The sequence below is a fragment of the Bradyrhizobium sp. HKCCYLS1011 genome, from assembly GCF_051167795.1.
Classification (GTDB): Bacteria; Pseudomonadota; Alphaproteobacteria; order Rhizobiales; family Xanthobacteraceae; genus Bradyrhizobium.
Genome location: NZ_JBNPTT010000005.1, coordinates 710917 through 724318, shown reverse-complemented (window position 1 = coordinate 724318; position 13402 = coordinate 710917). Strand labels below are relative to the sequence as shown.

13 protein-coding genes are annotated in these 13402 nt (G+C 64.0%); 5 read left to right on the top strand and 8 right to left on the bottom strand.

Going from position 1 to position 13402, the window contains the following annotated elements:
- Positions 1–23: 23 nt before the first annotated feature.
- Complete coding sequence (locus tag ACQR1W_RS20325; RefSeq protein WP_434852444.1) at positions 24–212, top strand: hypothetical protein; 189 nt, start codon at positions 24–26, stop codon at positions 210–212.
- A gap of 90 nt (positions 213–302) precedes the next feature.
- Here the strand turns inward: ACQR1W_RS20325 and ACQR1W_RS20320 are convergent, their stop codons facing one another.
- The 5 genes from ACQR1W_RS20320 to ACQR1W_RS20300 all read right to left on the bottom strand — a co-directional run bounded on the left by ACQR1W_RS20320 (position 303) and on the right by ACQR1W_RS20300 (position 4630).
- On the bottom strand, positions 303–1751 hold the full coding sequence (locus ACQR1W_RS20320; RefSeq protein WP_434852443.1) for a serine/threonine protein kinase: 1449 nt from the start codon (positions 1749–1751) through the stop codon (positions 303–305).
- 5 nt (positions 1752–1756) lie between these two features.
- A complete protein-coding gene (locus ACQR1W_RS20315; RefSeq protein WP_434852442.1) occupies positions 1757–2497 on the bottom strand; it encodes a metallophosphoesterase family protein in 741 nt (246 codons plus the stop codon).
- Between the two features lie 104 nt (positions 2498–2601).
- Positions 2602–3210 (bottom strand): hypothetical protein, encoded by a 609-nt coding sequence (locus ACQR1W_RS20310; protein ID WP_434852441.1) that lies wholly within the window; start codon positions 3208–3210, stop codon positions 2602–2604.
- Positions 3207–3878 (bottom strand): hypothetical protein, encoded by a 672-nt coding sequence (locus tag ACQR1W_RS20305; RefSeq protein ID WP_008970292.1) that lies wholly within the window; start codon positions 3876–3878, stop codon positions 3207–3209. The genes ACQR1W_RS20310 and ACQR1W_RS20305 overlap by 4 nt, the downstream gene beginning before the upstream one ends.
- The gene (locus ACQR1W_RS20300; protein ID WP_008970291.1) at positions 3878–4630 is read right to left on the bottom strand and encodes a MotA/TolQ/ExbB proton channel family protein; all 753 of its coding nucleotides are present in this window, start codon (positions 4628–4630) and stop codon (positions 3878–3880) included. Before ACQR1W_RS20300 ends, ACQR1W_RS20305 begins: the two co-directional genes overlap by 1 nt.
- Before the next feature lie 204 nt (positions 4631–4834).
- Between ACQR1W_RS20300 and ACQR1W_RS20295 the strand changes: the two genes are divergently transcribed.
- From ACQR1W_RS20295 to ACQR1W_RS20285, 3 genes are all read left to right on the top strand, one after another.
- Positions 4835–6193, top strand: coding sequence for a histidine kinase (locus ACQR1W_RS20295; RefSeq protein ID WP_434852440.1), 1359 nt, complete (start codon positions 4835–4837; stop codon positions 6191–6193).
- A gap of 10 nt (positions 6194–6203) precedes the next feature.
- Complete coding sequence (locus ACQR1W_RS20290; protein ID WP_434852439.1) at positions 6204–6851, top strand: response regulator; 648 nt, start codon at positions 6204–6206, stop codon at positions 6849–6851.
- 123 nt (positions 6852–6974) lie between these two features.
- Entirely contained in the window at positions 6975–8015 is a 1041-nt protein-coding gene (locus ACQR1W_RS20285) for an LLM class flavin-dependent oxidoreductase (protein ID WP_434852438.1), read from the top strand.
- 9 nt (positions 8016–8024) lie between these two features.
- Here the strand turns inward: ACQR1W_RS20285 and ACQR1W_RS20280 are convergent, their stop codons facing one another.
- Positions 8025–8618 carry a TetR family transcriptional regulator gene (locus ACQR1W_RS20280; RefSeq protein ID WP_434852437.1) on the bottom strand — a complete coding sequence of 198 codons (594 nt, stop codon included), beginning with the start codon at positions 8616–8618 and terminating at the stop codon, positions 8025–8027.
- Positions 8615–8788 carry a hypothetical protein gene (locus ACQR1W_RS20275; RefSeq protein ID WP_434852436.1) on the bottom strand — a complete coding sequence of 58 codons (174 nt, stop codon included), beginning with the start codon at positions 8786–8788 and terminating at the stop codon, positions 8615–8617. Before ACQR1W_RS20275 ends, ACQR1W_RS20280 begins: the two co-directional genes overlap by 4 nt.
- Positions 8789–9069: 281 nt before the next feature.
- Here ACQR1W_RS20275 and purB point away from each other — a divergent pair, with 281 nt between their 5' ends.
- Positions 9070–10377, top strand: a complete 1308-nt coding sequence (gene purB, locus ACQR1W_RS20270; protein ID WP_434852435.1) for an adenylosuccinate lyase — start codon at positions 9070–9072, stop codon at positions 10375–10377.
- Positions 10378–10552: 175 nt separating this feature from the next.
- Here the strand turns inward: purB and ACQR1W_RS20265 are convergent, their stop codons facing one another.
- Entirely contained in the window at positions 10553–13390 is a 2838-nt protein-coding gene (locus tag ACQR1W_RS20265; protein WP_434852434.1) for a tetratricopeptide repeat protein, read from the bottom strand.
- Positions 13391–13402 lie beyond the last annotated feature (12 nt).

Here is a 13402-nt window from a genome sequence, read left to right as displayed (position 1 = left end):
AGTCCCCCTGAATCCTGCGGCGCATGGCCGCGCCGGCTGAACGAATCACTTTGGATGGGGAACTGATGAAAAGCAACGCGGGCCGCGCCTCATTTTGCAGCCTGTCCTGCCGCTTTTGCCGTCAAGTTCAGGACAGGAGGAAGAACAGCCCGCAGGAGATTGCAATCGTCGCCGGCAAGGTCAGGATCCAGGCCACCGCGATCAGCGGGTAGTCCGCTGCACGCCGGCGCCGGAGCCGATCAGGGTACCGGCGATGCCGCCAGTCACCACATGGGTAGTGCTAACGGGATTAGCGACCTTGCTTAGGACGCAGCCTGCGTCGTCGCTGTGTCCGCAGCCTCGTCCGCGCGCGCGACAAGGCGCGGCGGCCGCACCACGGTGACGGTACACTTGGCTTCAGCCGCGACCTTGGCCGAGACGCTGCCGAGCAGCGCGCGCAAGACGGAGTCGCGCCGCGCGCCGATGATGATGTGGTCGACGTGGTTCACTTCCGCGAATTCGAGGATCGCGGTGGCCGGATCGATCGCCTCCAGCACATGGACCGTCAAACGGCTGGCGTCGAGCTTGAGCGGCGAGGCCCAGTGCTTCAACGCCACCATGCGGTCGATATGTTTGTTGTTGCCCTGCTCGTCGAGCGTACGGTCGATGGTGATGCGGCCGAGCTTGAGCACGTTGACGCAGGCGAGCCGCGCCGATGGCAGCGTCGCCAGGATGCGATCTGCGGTGACGCGCAGCGCGCCGTTGAGTTCGTCGGCGCCTTCAGCCACATCGATCGCAATCGCGACGATCGGGCTCGTCGCAAGCTGCACAGCGACGTCCGATTTGATTTCCGGCTGGACCAGCCCGCGGTTGAAGCGCCGCCGCCACACCGTGGTGAGCGGATCGCGCTTGGTCTTCTCCGCGCGCGCGGTCAGCCTGACCTGGTCGGGATGGCCGAGATCGAAGGCGAGCTGTGAAGCGGTCGGATAGCGCCACACCGGCTCGATCTCCAGACAGCGCAGCACGATCTCCTGCAGCCAGGGCGGATAGTCGCTCTTCAGCTGTCGCGGCGGATAGGGATCGCGCCACAGCCTGCGCCGCATGCCGCGCAAGGTCTCGGTCTCGCCGAACGGCCGCATGCCCGTCGTGAAGAAATAGAGCAGCACGCCGAGCGCGAACAAATCGCTGCGTGGATCCGAGCGCGTCCCCATGAGCCGCTCCGGCGGCATGTAGGGCGCGGTGCCGTAGGGCAGCCGGAATTCCTCCTGCAGGAGATCAGGCAGATGCCGGTGGCACGACAGCCCGTAATCGATCAGCACCGCCTCGCCCGTGGGCCGGAACATGATGCTCGACGGCTTGATGTCGTGATGGATCACGTGCTGACGGTGAAGGTCGGCGAGCGCGGTTGCGATCTTCCCAACCAGGACTCGAGCCTCTTCATAGGACAGCGGCAGCTCCGGCAGCCGCTTGTAGAGCGTATCGCCGGGGATGCGCTCCATCACGACATAGGCCTGGGTGGCGAAATCGCCGGTGGCGAAACAGGCCGGCACATGCGGGCCCGACAGCTTCGGCAGGATCATCTGCTCCATCTCGAAGCTGACGATCGCCGCCGGGTCTTCACCCTCCGCGACGCGCGGGACTTTCATCAAGAGCGGCGAAGCGATGTCGGCATGGGTCACGCTCCACAACGTCGCCATGCCGCCGGCATGCACGCATTCGCCGATGGTGAAACCATCGAACACGGCGCCGGGCTGGAGAGCGGATTTCGGCATGGCGCTTACCGTCCGATCGCAAGCCGCTCGGCGAGCCAGGGCGGCAGGCCGTTGGCCCGGATGCGCGCCGCCGCCGTCTCGATGTCATAAGGCACGCGGCAATAGGTGATCTCGCGCGTTTGGGTCTCGTAGGTGACGAAGGACGCCGCCGGATCGCCGTCACGCGGCTGACCGACGGAGCCTGCCACCGCCAGCCATTGCCGCCCGCGCAAAAGTTGGATCGGCGCATGCGAGGTCGGGATGAAGCTCGTCATCTTGGCGGTCACCGACATCGAATACAGAGTCGGACGATGGATATGACCGCAGAAGGTCACCTGGGCATCGGTCGCGATCATGCTGCGCGCGGCGTCGGCGGTCGACTGCACATAGCGCCAGCGCGCAGGGCTCGAGGCCTCCGAATGGACGTAAAGCCGATCGTCGTCGGGAACCATCATCGGCAGCTCGGCGAGAAAGCGGCGCTGTGCGGCGCTGAGCCGACCGCGGGTCCATTCGATCGCGGCTTGCGCCTCGGCGTTCATGTTTTCGCTGCTGACCGCCACCGCATTGTCGTGATTGCCGCGCACCGCGAGGCCGCCCTGCTCGACCAGCGCCATGATGGTGTCGACCGACCATTCGGGATCGGCGCCATAGCCGACGATGTCACCGAGGCAGATGAAGCGCTCAGCGCCCTTGGCGCGCGCCACCTCCAGGCACGCAGCAAATGCCTGACGGTTGGCGTGGATATCCGAGAAAAACGCCAGCAGCACCCGCTTCCTCCTGCCCCACCCTACCCGCGCCCTTCGCACGGGAGTTGAGCAATATCAAGCAGGATACACCAAGGCGATGGTGAAGAGAGACCGCATCGTCGAACCTATTCCTGCTCGTCCTTGGGCGGCATGCGCGGCGGCAGCAGCGGGGTGAACGAGACGCCGTCGCCGGCCTGTTTTGCCGCCTTGAACTCGCCGGTGGAAGGATCGCCGCCGGAGGTTTCAAGGATGGTCTTGGGCAGGATGTATTCGCGTGCGGCATCGATGATGCCGCCCTCGCCGGTGCCGAAATCGGCGGCGCGGCCGCCCTGCGGATGTCCGGCCGCGATCTGGTCGGAGGCATGCTGGGCCTTCTCGGCCAGCGTATCGCTGTAGCGCAGCCGATAGGCCCGCGGCACGCCGCTCGGCCGGTTATCGTCGTCGAGCGTCTCGACCCAGAGATAGACCGAGCCCGGATCACCGTCCACCGTATGCGGGTCGACGATCCGCGTCTGCAGCAGCTTGAAGCGCGGCGGCAGCGGGTCGATGCTGGCCCATCCCATCAGGCCGCGCGCGCCGACGAAGCTGCCGACATAGAACGCGCTGGTCACGATCACGGCGGTGGCCTTGGCCGGCCAGGGCAGCCGGGCATAGACCAGGACCAGCAGCAAGAGCGCGCCGATCAGCGCGTAGCATGCTGACAGCATCAGGATCACGGTCTGCAGGTTCGTCACTGCCGCAACATCCTCACGCCGGTTTTCGGATCGATGTCGGCGCCGTTGGCACGGACGTTCCGGAAGGTCTCGAGCAGCGATTTCGGCCGGCGCTGCACGTCCACCACCTTACCCTCGGCGTCGAGCCGAAAGCGCAGCGCCGTCTTCTCGTCGCCGGTGTGGTCGAGCGTCACCTTGTCGTCGAAGATCACTTGCGCGGTCGGATTGAGCTTCTGCACCTTCACCATCGCGTCCACCGGCGTGCCGGCCACCGCCTGGAAATGCGAGACATTGACGGTGTATTCGCCGGCCACGATGCCGCGCACCGTCACGATCTCCTCGCGGATCGGCGACGGGATCTTCATGCCGTTGACCAGGATGAAGTCGTTGGCGCCGCCGCGATCGTCACGATCGAGCGTGAGGAAGCCAGCCTCGCGATGCCGGTACCAGGCGATGTTGCCGAGCGGGTCCTGCACGAACAGATCGAGATCATCGGGGTGATTGTCCGGCCAGTCCAGCGTGATGATGAATTCGGCCTTGGTGTCGACCTTGCCGTCCTTGGCGTCAGGGGAGATCGCGAGCACCGCAATGAAGAAGAAGAACGCGACGATCTGCAGCGCCTTGAACAGCATCACGCTGAACGGATCGAACTGCTCATCACGCGGATAGAGCCCGAAATCGTCCATCATCAGGGACGCTCCAGCAGCGGCGTGACCCGTGTTTCCGTCAGCATCACGGCGTCGGAGAACACGCGCTGCGTCGCTGCATCCAGCATGTAGTACTGAATGCGGACCAGGATCGAGCCGACCAGCCCTGCGAGCGTCGTGTACATCGCAATCGCCATGCCGTCGCTCATCAGCCCCATCGAGGATTTCATCGCCAGCTTGTCGGAGACGTCGAGGCCGGCGATCGGCGCCAGCATGATGATGAAGCCGATGATGGTGCCGAGCAGGCCGAGCTTCATCAGCGTGTCGGAGGCGAAGCCGCCGAAGCCGTTGGAGCCGCGCAGGCGATCCGCCAGCGTCCGCAGCAGCAGGGTCTGGTCGATGCGCCCGCCGCGTTGCGTGTCGGCCTTGGTCACCAGGCTTCGGATGTGATCGCTCACGAGCCCTGCGGGAAGCCCACGCGCATTGGCATCGAGGACTTTTGCGGCATCGCCCGTGGTAAGGATGGCGCGGCAGCGCCGCGCCGCGTCCGCCTCGCGTGCAATGACGCGGGTGCGCCAGAAGCAGTGCACGCAGGTGACGACGTAGAGAACGACGATCACGCTCGATATGTAGGTGCGGTCCGAGGCCAGCATGAGATGGATCAGGCCATAGCGCCACAGCAGCACCGCGGCGAACACCGACAACCCGGTGAAGATCATCCACAGCAGGAGCGGTCCGCGCTCGGGCGCATCGGCAACGGCCGTCGGCCCCTCGATACTGCTGACCGCGCTCATGCGTTCCACCTCCCCTGAAATTCCAGTTCGCAACCCTGCGTGCGAACCGCGGCGGCGAGTTAAGCAGAGCCTCATGGCTCCGTCCAAAGAGATATGCCCTGAAGGCGTTGGGCAAATTTCCCGATCTCAGCTTTGCTGCAGTGCTTCCGCTTGGCGGAGTCAGCCGGTGTGTTACGGTCGGCAAAACCAAGGTGGAGGGACCGCATGCGCCTGGTGCTTCAGCTCATCGCCCGCCTGGCCCTGATCGTCGTGCTGTGCGTGGCCGCGGCGGCCGCGTGGGTCACTGTCGATGCCTATCGCAGTGTCGACCGCGCCACGACCGCCTCGGCCGAACGGGTGTCGCACGCGCTGGAAGCGCTGTATTGGCGCGAGCTCTTGCTGCATAGCAGCAGGAACCGTGAGCATCTGCTGCCGGTTCCGGACTGGCGCACCACCGAGACCATGAAGCTGATCGCGCCCGGCATCTGCATTCAATTCCAGCCGCAGGCCGCCTTTGAGAAGCCGCTCTGCGGCCAGAGCAAGGGATTGGGCGAGGCACCACCGCGCTGGTTCGCCGCCCTGGTGCAGGGGCTGCTCGGCGACCACAGCGCGGTCGCGCAGTCGATCAGCGCGCGCACGACCACCGCCGGCACGGTCTCGGCGATCGCCGATCCCGAGGCTGCGATCCAGCTCGCCTGGCAGCGCATCCAGGACAGCTTTGGCGTGGCACTCGCGATGGCGCTTGCGATCGGGCTGCTCGCCTCGCTCGCGATCGCGCATGCGCTGGCGCCGGCCCGTGCCATCGTCACCGCGCTGCAACGCATGGCCGAGGGCGAGCACCGCCCCGCTCTGCCCATCTTCCGCTCGATGGAGCTTGCGATGATCGGCCAGGCGGTGACCGAGCTCGGCAACCGGCTGGCGCAGGCAACTGAGCAGCGGGCCGCGCTGACCGAGCGGCTGCTCGACATCAGAGACGAGGAACGCCGGGCGCTGGCGCGCGAACTGCACGACGAGTTCGGGCAGAACCTCACCGCCATCCTCGCCTTCGCCAGCACGATCGAGACGGAAACCGCGCAGCGGGAGATGCGCGCCGCCCAAGACGCGCGGATGATCACGCAGGCCGTCACCCATCTGATGGCCTGCCTGCGCGGCACGCTGAGCCGGCTGCGCTGGCCGCTTGCCGAGGAGCTGGGGCTCACGGCCGGCCTGGTCGCCTTGACCGAGAACTGCCAGCATGCGGCCCGGCCGACCATCCGGCTCGACCTGCAGGGCGATCTCGCCGACATCCAGGGTCCCGTCGCCGTCACCGCCTATCGCGTCGCCCAGGAATGCCTCACCAATGCGTTGCGCCACACCACGGCCAGCGAGATCTCGCTCAAGGTGGAGCGGCGTAGCGGCCCCGATGGCGCGCTCGTGATCTGCATCGAAGACGATGGCGGCGGGGACACCGCGCAGCTGTCGCAATCGAAGGGCTTTGGCCTGACCGGCATCCGCGAACGGATCGCCGCGGTCGGCGGCTCCTTGTCGATTGGACGTGCGGCGCATGGGCTTCGCGTCGCCGCCACCATCCCGCTTGCCGCCTGAGCCGCCCACGATGTCCGAGCCGACCCGCATCACCATTCTGCTGGTCGACGACCACCCGGTGGTCCGGCAGGGCTATCGGCGGGTGCTGGAAAGCCAGGACGGCTTTGCGGTCGTGGCCGAAGCCGACAGCGCCGCAGCCGCCTACGCCGCCTACAAGGCGCACGCGCCCGATGTCGTGGTGATGGATATCTCGATGAAGGGCGCGAGCGGCATCGAGGCGATCCGCAACATCCGCGCGCGCGACGGCCAAGCCCGCATCCTCGTGTTCAGCATGCATGGCGAGGCAGCGCTGGTGAAGGCCGCGTTTAATGCCGGCGCCAGCGGCTATGTCACCAAGAGCAGCGAGCCGGCGGCGCTGGTGCGGGCGATCCGCGGCGTCATCAGTGGCGAGCGGGCGCTCAGCGACGACGTTGCCCATGCGCTCGCCGCCGACAGTCTCGACGGCGCGCAGACCATGCTCGACCGGCTCGGCGATCGCGAGATCGAGATCCTCCGCCAGCTCGCCGCGGGCCTCACCACCGAAGAGATCGCCGCCAATCTCCATCTCAGCGTCAAGACGGTCCAGAACTATCACTATCTGGTCAAGGCCAAGACCGGCGCGCAGACCGATGCGCAATTGGTGCGGCTCGCCGTCGCCAGCGGACTGACCGAGCTGTAGCACCACGATCGGAGCCCACGGCGCGTCCGTCGACGGAGAGAACAACACAGACGTGATGCCCGGCGTTACGCCGGTAGCCAAACGTCCCTTCATGCCAAGCGATGTTTTGACTAGCACCGAGGAATGAGCGCCAAATTATCGAAGCTTCCGATTTCGGTTCTCGACTTCTGTCCGATCCGAGAGGGCGAGACGCCGCGGGATGCGCTGCTGCAGGCCACTGAGTTGGCAGCGCATGTCGAAGAGCTCGGCTACCACCGCTTCTGGGTGGCGGAACATCACAATGCGCCGATGGTCGCAAGCTCGGCGACGCCGGTGGTCATCGCCCACATTGCCAGTCACACCCGCTCGATCCGGGTCGGCGCAGGCGGCGTCATGCTGCCGAACCACGTGCCACTGATCGTTGCCGAGCAGTTCGGCACTTTGGCCTCGCTGCATCCCGGCCGCATCGATCTCGGGCTGGGCCGCGCGGTGGGCGCCGCGCCCGGACGAGAAGCGATCGTGACGCGCGCTCTGCGGCTGGCGCCCGAAGCGCGCGAGCGCTATCCGTCCGACGTGCGCGAGCTGCAATCCTACTTTCGCGCTCCGGCCGAGGGGCAGGAAGTCCAGGCCGTGCCCGGCAGCGGCCTGCAGGTGCCGCTTTGGCTGTTGGGATCGTCGACATTTTCCGCCGCCGAAGCCGGCACACTGGGACTGCCGTTCGTGTTCGCGACCCAGATCGCGCCCCATCTGGTCGGCCAGGCCCTCGCCGAGTATCGGTCGAATTTTCGTGCCTCCGATCAGCTCGAACGGCCTTATGCGGCGATCAGCGTCGTCGTCATCGCCGCCGACGATGACGCGACCGCCCAATACCTTTTCACGTCGCTGCAGCTGATGATGCTGGCGCGTCTGCGCGGCACTCCGGGACCGCTGCAGCGCCCGGTGGCTGATATCGAGACCGTCTCGACCGTGGAGGAACGCGCGGCGCTGGCAAAGGCGCTGCCGCTTGCTGTGGTCGGCGCGCCCGATCGGGTGTTCGGCGAACTCGACAGGCTGATCGCCGAGACGGCGGCGGACGAACTGACGATACTGACGCTGATCTACGATCAGGTCGCGCGACAGCGCAGCTTTGAAATTCTGGCGTCCCGGCTCAGGCAATCCTGCGCGGGGGCCGCGGCTTCGGGCTGATTGTCGCCTCTAGCTCCGCGCGGCTCCCAGGCCGCGAAGCACGAGCGTCAGCACGGCGTCCAGCCGGGCCGCGCGCGCCGGATCCTTCCATTCGTCGGCATGGGCCGGATGATGGAAACGGCTTGTGGCATCGAAGATCGCGCCGGCTGCCGCTTTGACGTCGTCGATCCGGAACACACCCTGTTCGACTCCCTCGGATAGGATCTGCTCGACCTGGACAACCAGCTGCTCCTTATGCGCCCTCACGACCTTGCACGCCTCGCGCGCCAGGGTCAGGTAGGTCGCGAACATCTCGGGATCTTCGGAGACCCGTCTGTATTTGGCGTCGACCAGCTCCCGCAACCAGCGCTCCAGCTTCACGGGCGCCGGTCCCGACTCCGCGGCGATCTGCTCCAGAGGCTCGCTGACGCGATCGAGCCAGCGCTTCGCCACCGCTTCACGCAGCGACGCCTTGCTCGGAAAATGCCGGTAGACGCTGCCGTGGCTGACATCGAGCGCCCGCGCCACGTCAACGACCGTGGCCTTGGCGAGCCCATAACGGCGCAACACATCCTCGGTGACTTCGAGGATTCGCTCGGATGTCAGAACCACAGCCTCGTTCATGCGCGCACCATACCCTCTTTCGCCGGAGCCGCCTCGACATGGATCAATCGTCCCATGTCCTTGCGATCCGCGGGCCGGAACGTCGCAGCCTGAGCCTCCAGGTGACGGGCAACCTGCTCATTGAGCCAGTGCTCGAACTGTGCGTTGGGAAAAAATCTTTCAAACTTCATCGATGGCGTCCTTAACGTGCCCTGACCCCTGGTCGATGGCCAGCGAGCCGGGGTGACTTCAGTATCAGTGTCTTGGGTAGCTGATATAGCATCTCTCGCTGACAGATTTCAATATCTGTCACTCAATATTCGGTGATTGGTATTATAGTCCGCCAGAGTCTTTCCTCACCTCTTTGACCGGCCCTGTTTGTCTCGCCAAACCCGCTCTGCTAAAGCGCAGCGTAAAAACAATCTCGCCGGGCTGCTGTTCGCTCCCCGGCCGCCTCGCTTCGGAGCCGCCGATGATCCCCCGCTATACCCGTCCCGAAATGGCCGCGATCTGGGAACCGCAGACCAGGTTCAAGATCTGGTTCGAGATCGAGGCACACGCGGCGGACGCGCTGGCGGAATTGGGCGTGATCCCGAAGGACGCCGCCAGGACCATCTGGGCCAAGGCCAAGGACGCCGTCTTCAATGTCGCGCGGATCGACGAGATCGAGCGTGAGACCAAGCACGACGTCATCGCCTTTCTGACCCATCTCGCCGAGATCGTCGGGCCCGAGGCGCGCTTCGTGCACCAGGGCATGACCTCGTCGGATGTCCTCGACACCTGCCTCAACGTGCAGCTCACCCGCGCCGCCGACCTGCTGCTTGCCGACCTCGACCGCCTGTTGGCCGCGCTGAAGACGCGCGCCTTCGAACACAAGATGACGCCGACCATCGGCCGCTCTCATGGCATCCATGCCGAGCCCGTCACCTTCGGGCTGAAGCTTGCTTATGCCTATGCCGAGTTCTCCCGCGCTCGCGACCGGCTGGTCGCCGCGCGCAAGGAGATCGCGACCTGCGCGATTTCGGGCGCGGTCGGCACCTTCGCGCAGATCGATCCGCGGGTCGAAGAGCACGTCGCCAAGGCGATGGGGCTCACGCCTGAACCGATCTCGACCCAGGTGATCCCGCGCGACCGTCATGCGATGTATTTTGCCACGCTCGGCGTGATCGCCTCCTCGGTCGAGCGGCTCGCGACCGAGATCCGTCACCTGCAGCGCACCGAGGTGCTGGAGGCCGAGGAGTTCTTCTCCGAGGGGCAGAAGGGCTCGTCGGCGATGCCGCACAAGCGCAACCCGGTGCTGTCGGAGAATCTCACCGGCCTCTCCCGCATGGTGCGCGGCTATGTGACCCCGGCACTGGAGAACGTGGTGCTCTGGCACGAGCGCGACATTTCTCACTCGTCCGTCGAGCGCATGATCGGTCCCGATGCCACCGTGACGCTCGACTTCGCGCTGGTACGCCTCGCCGGCCTGATCGAGAAGCTGTTGGTCTATCCCGCCAATATGGCAAAGAATCTCGATCGCCTCGGCGGCCTGGTGCATTCGCAGCGCGTGCTAATCGCGCTGACCCAGAAGGGCGCCAGCCGCGAGGACGCCTACAAGCTCGTCCAGCGCAACGCGATGCCGGTCTGGCGCGGCGAAGGCGACTTCAAGACGCTGCTGAAGAACGATGCCGACGTGAAGAAGTATCTCAGCGACGCCGAGATCGACGAGCAGTTCGACCTCGGCTATCACCTCAAGCACGTCGACACGATCTTCGGGCGCGTGTTCGGAGCGGCGTGAGGCGACTGTTCCCTGCAACGAACGGACTGCAGGGGAATAGGCGGGGAGCCCTCCCCACGCGGGGCCGTGCACACTCGATGCGTGATGGGACCGCCCGCGTACCTGCGCATGGCCCCAACTACGTTCCCTGCTGGAGCAAGCGAACGTCTGGAGAGCGTGCCAAGAAGATCGTCGTTCAATCCTCCGCAGAACTACCTCCAATTTCAGGAGCATCGCCTCTCTTACTCGACACGGCCGCGATGCATTCGCGGACCCACTGCAAATCGTTCCGCCATGTCGAATTGGTTGGATCGGACTGCGTCAGAGGATCGATAATCGCGAGGCTGTCGCGGTAGCTTGTCAGAGCATCGTCAAGCTTCCCCTGTTCAGCCAGAACGTCGCCGATATTTGAATAGGACAAGGCTAGATCGCGTCGCCAAGTAATGTTTTTAGGATCAGCCTGCGTAAGAGTCTCCATAGCGGCGAGGCCATGGCGGTAGTTTTCTAACGCGTCATCAAGCCTGCCCTGCTCTTCCAGGGCGCTGCCGATCCTATTGTAGTAGACAACCAAATCGCGTCGCCAGGAGCCGTTTTCGGCATCAGCCTGCGTAAGAATCTCCAAGACGGCGAGGCCTTCACGGAAGTGCTTCATAGCATCGTCGAGTTTGCCTTGCCGCTTTAGGACCTCGCCCATGTTTGCGTGGGCGGCGAACAGATCGCGCTGCCAAGTAGTGTTGGCTGGGTCTGCCTTGGTGAGACTCTCCACGATTGCCAGACCATCACGACAAAGCTCCAGCGCACCATCGAAATCACCCTGATCCTTCAGGATATTCCCGATCCCGTGATACGACGCAGCCCGATCGCGCTGCCAAATGGTGTTGGTGGGATCAGCCACAGCGAGACTCTGCGTGATAGTGAGGCCGTTGCGATAGCTCGTTAGCGCATCGTCAAGTCTACCCTGATCTTGCAGGATATCGCCGATCCTGTAGTGGGATAGAGCGAGATCGCGCTGCCAAGTTCTGTTGGTCGGATCAGCGGTCGCAAGGCTCTCAGCGATGGCAAGATCATCGCGATGCCGTCTTAATGCATCCTCAAGCTTGCCCTGGTCCTTCAAAATATCGCCGATCCGATAGTAAAAGAGTGTCAGATCGCGCTGCCATATAGTGTTGCTGGGGTCAGCCGCCGCAAGACTTTCCACGATGGCGAGGCCGTCGGAATAATTTTCCAGTGCATCGCTGAGCTTGCCCTGCTCTTTCAGGATGTCGCCGATCCTGTAGTAGGAGAGAGCAAGATCGCGCTGCCATACAGTGTTGGTAAGAGCCGCCTTCGAAAGCGGCTCCATTATCGCGAGGTCGTCGCGGAAGCTTTTTAGTGCATCGTCGAGCTTGCCCTGCTCTTTCAGGATATCGCCAATCTTCGAATAGGAAATAGACAGATCACGCTGCCATATGGTATTGGTGGGATCAGTCTTCGCAAGAGGCTCAATGATGGCGCGACCGGCGCGATAGCTTTTCAGCGCATCTTCGAGTTGGCCCTGGTCTACTAAGGTGTCGCCGATCACGTCGTACGCGACTGACAGGTCGCGCTGCCAAGCGACATTGGCGGGATCGGCTTGCGCGAAGCGCTCAGCGATTGCGAAGCCATCGCGGTAGCTGTTCAGAGCTTCGTCCAGCTTGCCTTGGTCTTTCAGGACATCACCGATCCTGTTGTGCAAAGACGACAGACTGCCTCGCCGCTTGAGGCTGGTGAGCTCTGTTTGCGCCAAGGATTGGCTTACGTCGAGACCGCTGCGAAAACATCTTAGCGCTTCATCTAGGTTGCCTCGCGTCATCAAGACCTCCCCGAGGCAGTCGAATCCAGCGCTTTCCGCCTGTTTGTCCCCGGTTCGCTCCGCCGATTCCAGAGCCTCCCGAAACGCTGGCTCGGCATCTGAAAGGGAACCCATTGTCAGGCAGAGCTCACCGAGGTCAATCCAAGTCCACGCGTCGTCGGGATCGAGCTCAAGAATTCCTCGCAACGCAATTTTTGCTTCCGAATAGTCATATGAGAGCTTTGCGACCGCCACCTTTTCTCTCAGCAAGGGCAATAATCTTTGCCTGTACACGGTCTCGACTTCTGCGATCTTCGTACTCAGTAAGGTCTGAGCTCCAGCGGCATCGAGTTTGCCGAGACTCGCCCGCGCAGCGGCCAATGCGGCATCGATATCGGCCCCCTCCTTGGAGCGAGGTACAGCCTTGTCGGCCCGAGCACGTGCCTCGGCAATGAATGTCGTAATTCGTTCGGGGATTTGCGCCAGTGGGACGTCCTGCGCGCCGAGAGCATCGAGAACAGGCTGCAGGTCCTCGACCGCGAGGTGCTTGTTGTGAGCGACAGGGGCAGCAGTCAATCGGGCCGCATGGGATCGGATCACGGTGCCGGGGACGACAAAGGCTTCGCGCCGATTGCTCTCCAATTCGGAGAGACTGAGAATTCCGGCGAGTTGCTCGCCGCCGTCCTTGAACACGGGCGAACCACTGGACCCTCGCTTGAACCAATAGGCACTCGGGTTGCAGTCCTTGAACTCGCGTCGTCCGTCCGTTCCGTCGTGATCAGCTAGTTTACCTTCGATTTCGACGGATCTGAGAGTTGCAGGATTGCTTTCGTCCTCCAGCCGACCAGCGATCGCGTAACCTTTGCCCGACTGAAAGCGATCATGCGACGCGAGCGGTAAGATTCTGGTTCCCCTGGTCGGGATGATCTCAGGACGCAGCAGGACGAGATCGGGTACGGGATATTGCCCCTCACACAGATCGGCCAGCGCGGCTGACGAGCGTGCAGGTTTTCCGTTCTCCTCGAGCGATCGCGGATAGATGATCTCGACAACCGCCGCTTCTCCTGGTGCTCGCTCCAGCAAAGCTTCCGCTCCCAGCCCGGTCGCCATGCGCCAGACATGCCGGCAGGTCGCCACATAACCACCCTCGATCAACGCGCCGCAGCCAACAAAGCGTGGCGTCGCTGACACTGAATGGATATAGACAAGAGCCTGCTCAATCATTGCTTTTAGGGA

What these genes read in the sequence shown, in the direction of transcription:
- ACQR1W_RS20325 (WP_434852444.1), top strand. Translation starts at nt 24, where the DNA reads ATGGCCGCGCCGGCTGAACGAATCACTTTGGATGGGGAACTGATGAAA.
- ACQR1W_RS20320 (WP_434852443.1), bottom strand. Translation starts at nt 1,751, where the DNA reads ATGCCGAAATCCGCTCTCCAGCCCGGCGCCGTGTTCGATGGTTTCACC.
- ACQR1W_RS20305 (WP_008970292.1), bottom strand. Translation starts at nt 3,878, where the DNA reads ATGATGGACGATTTCGGGCTCTATCCGCGTGATGAGCAGTTCGATCCG.
- ACQR1W_RS20300 (WP_008970291.1), bottom strand. Translation starts at nt 4,630, where the DNA reads ATGAGCGCGGTCAGCAGTATCGAGGGGCCGACGGCCGTTGCCGATGCG.
- ACQR1W_RS20295 (WP_434852440.1), top strand. Translation starts at nt 4,835, where the DNA reads ATGCGCCTGGTGCTTCAGCTCATCGCCCGCCTGGCCCTGATCGTCGTG.
- ACQR1W_RS20290 (WP_434852439.1), top strand. Translation starts at nt 6,204, where the DNA reads ATGTCCGAGCCGACCCGCATCACCATTCTGCTGGTCGACGACCACCCG.
- ACQR1W_RS20285 (WP_434852438.1), top strand. Translation starts at nt 6,975, where the DNA reads ATGAGCGCCAAATTATCGAAGCTTCCGATTTCGGTTCTCGACTTCTGT.
- ACQR1W_RS20280 (WP_434852437.1), bottom strand. Translation starts at nt 8,618, where the DNA reads ATGAACGAGGCTGTGGTTCTGACATCCGAGCGAATCCTCGAAGTCACC.
- ACQR1W_RS20275 (WP_434852436.1), bottom strand. Translation starts at nt 8,788, where the DNA reads ATGAAGTTTGAAAGATTTTTTCCCAACGCACAGTTCGAGCACTGGCTC.
- purB (WP_434852435.1), top strand. Translation starts at nt 9,070, where the DNA reads ATGATCCCCCGCTATACCCGTCCCGAAATGGCCGCGATCTGGGAACCG.
- ACQR1W_RS20265 (WP_434852434.1), bottom strand. Translation starts at nt 13,390, where the DNA reads ATGATTGAGCAGGCTCTTGTCTATATCCATTCAGTGTCAGCGACGCCA.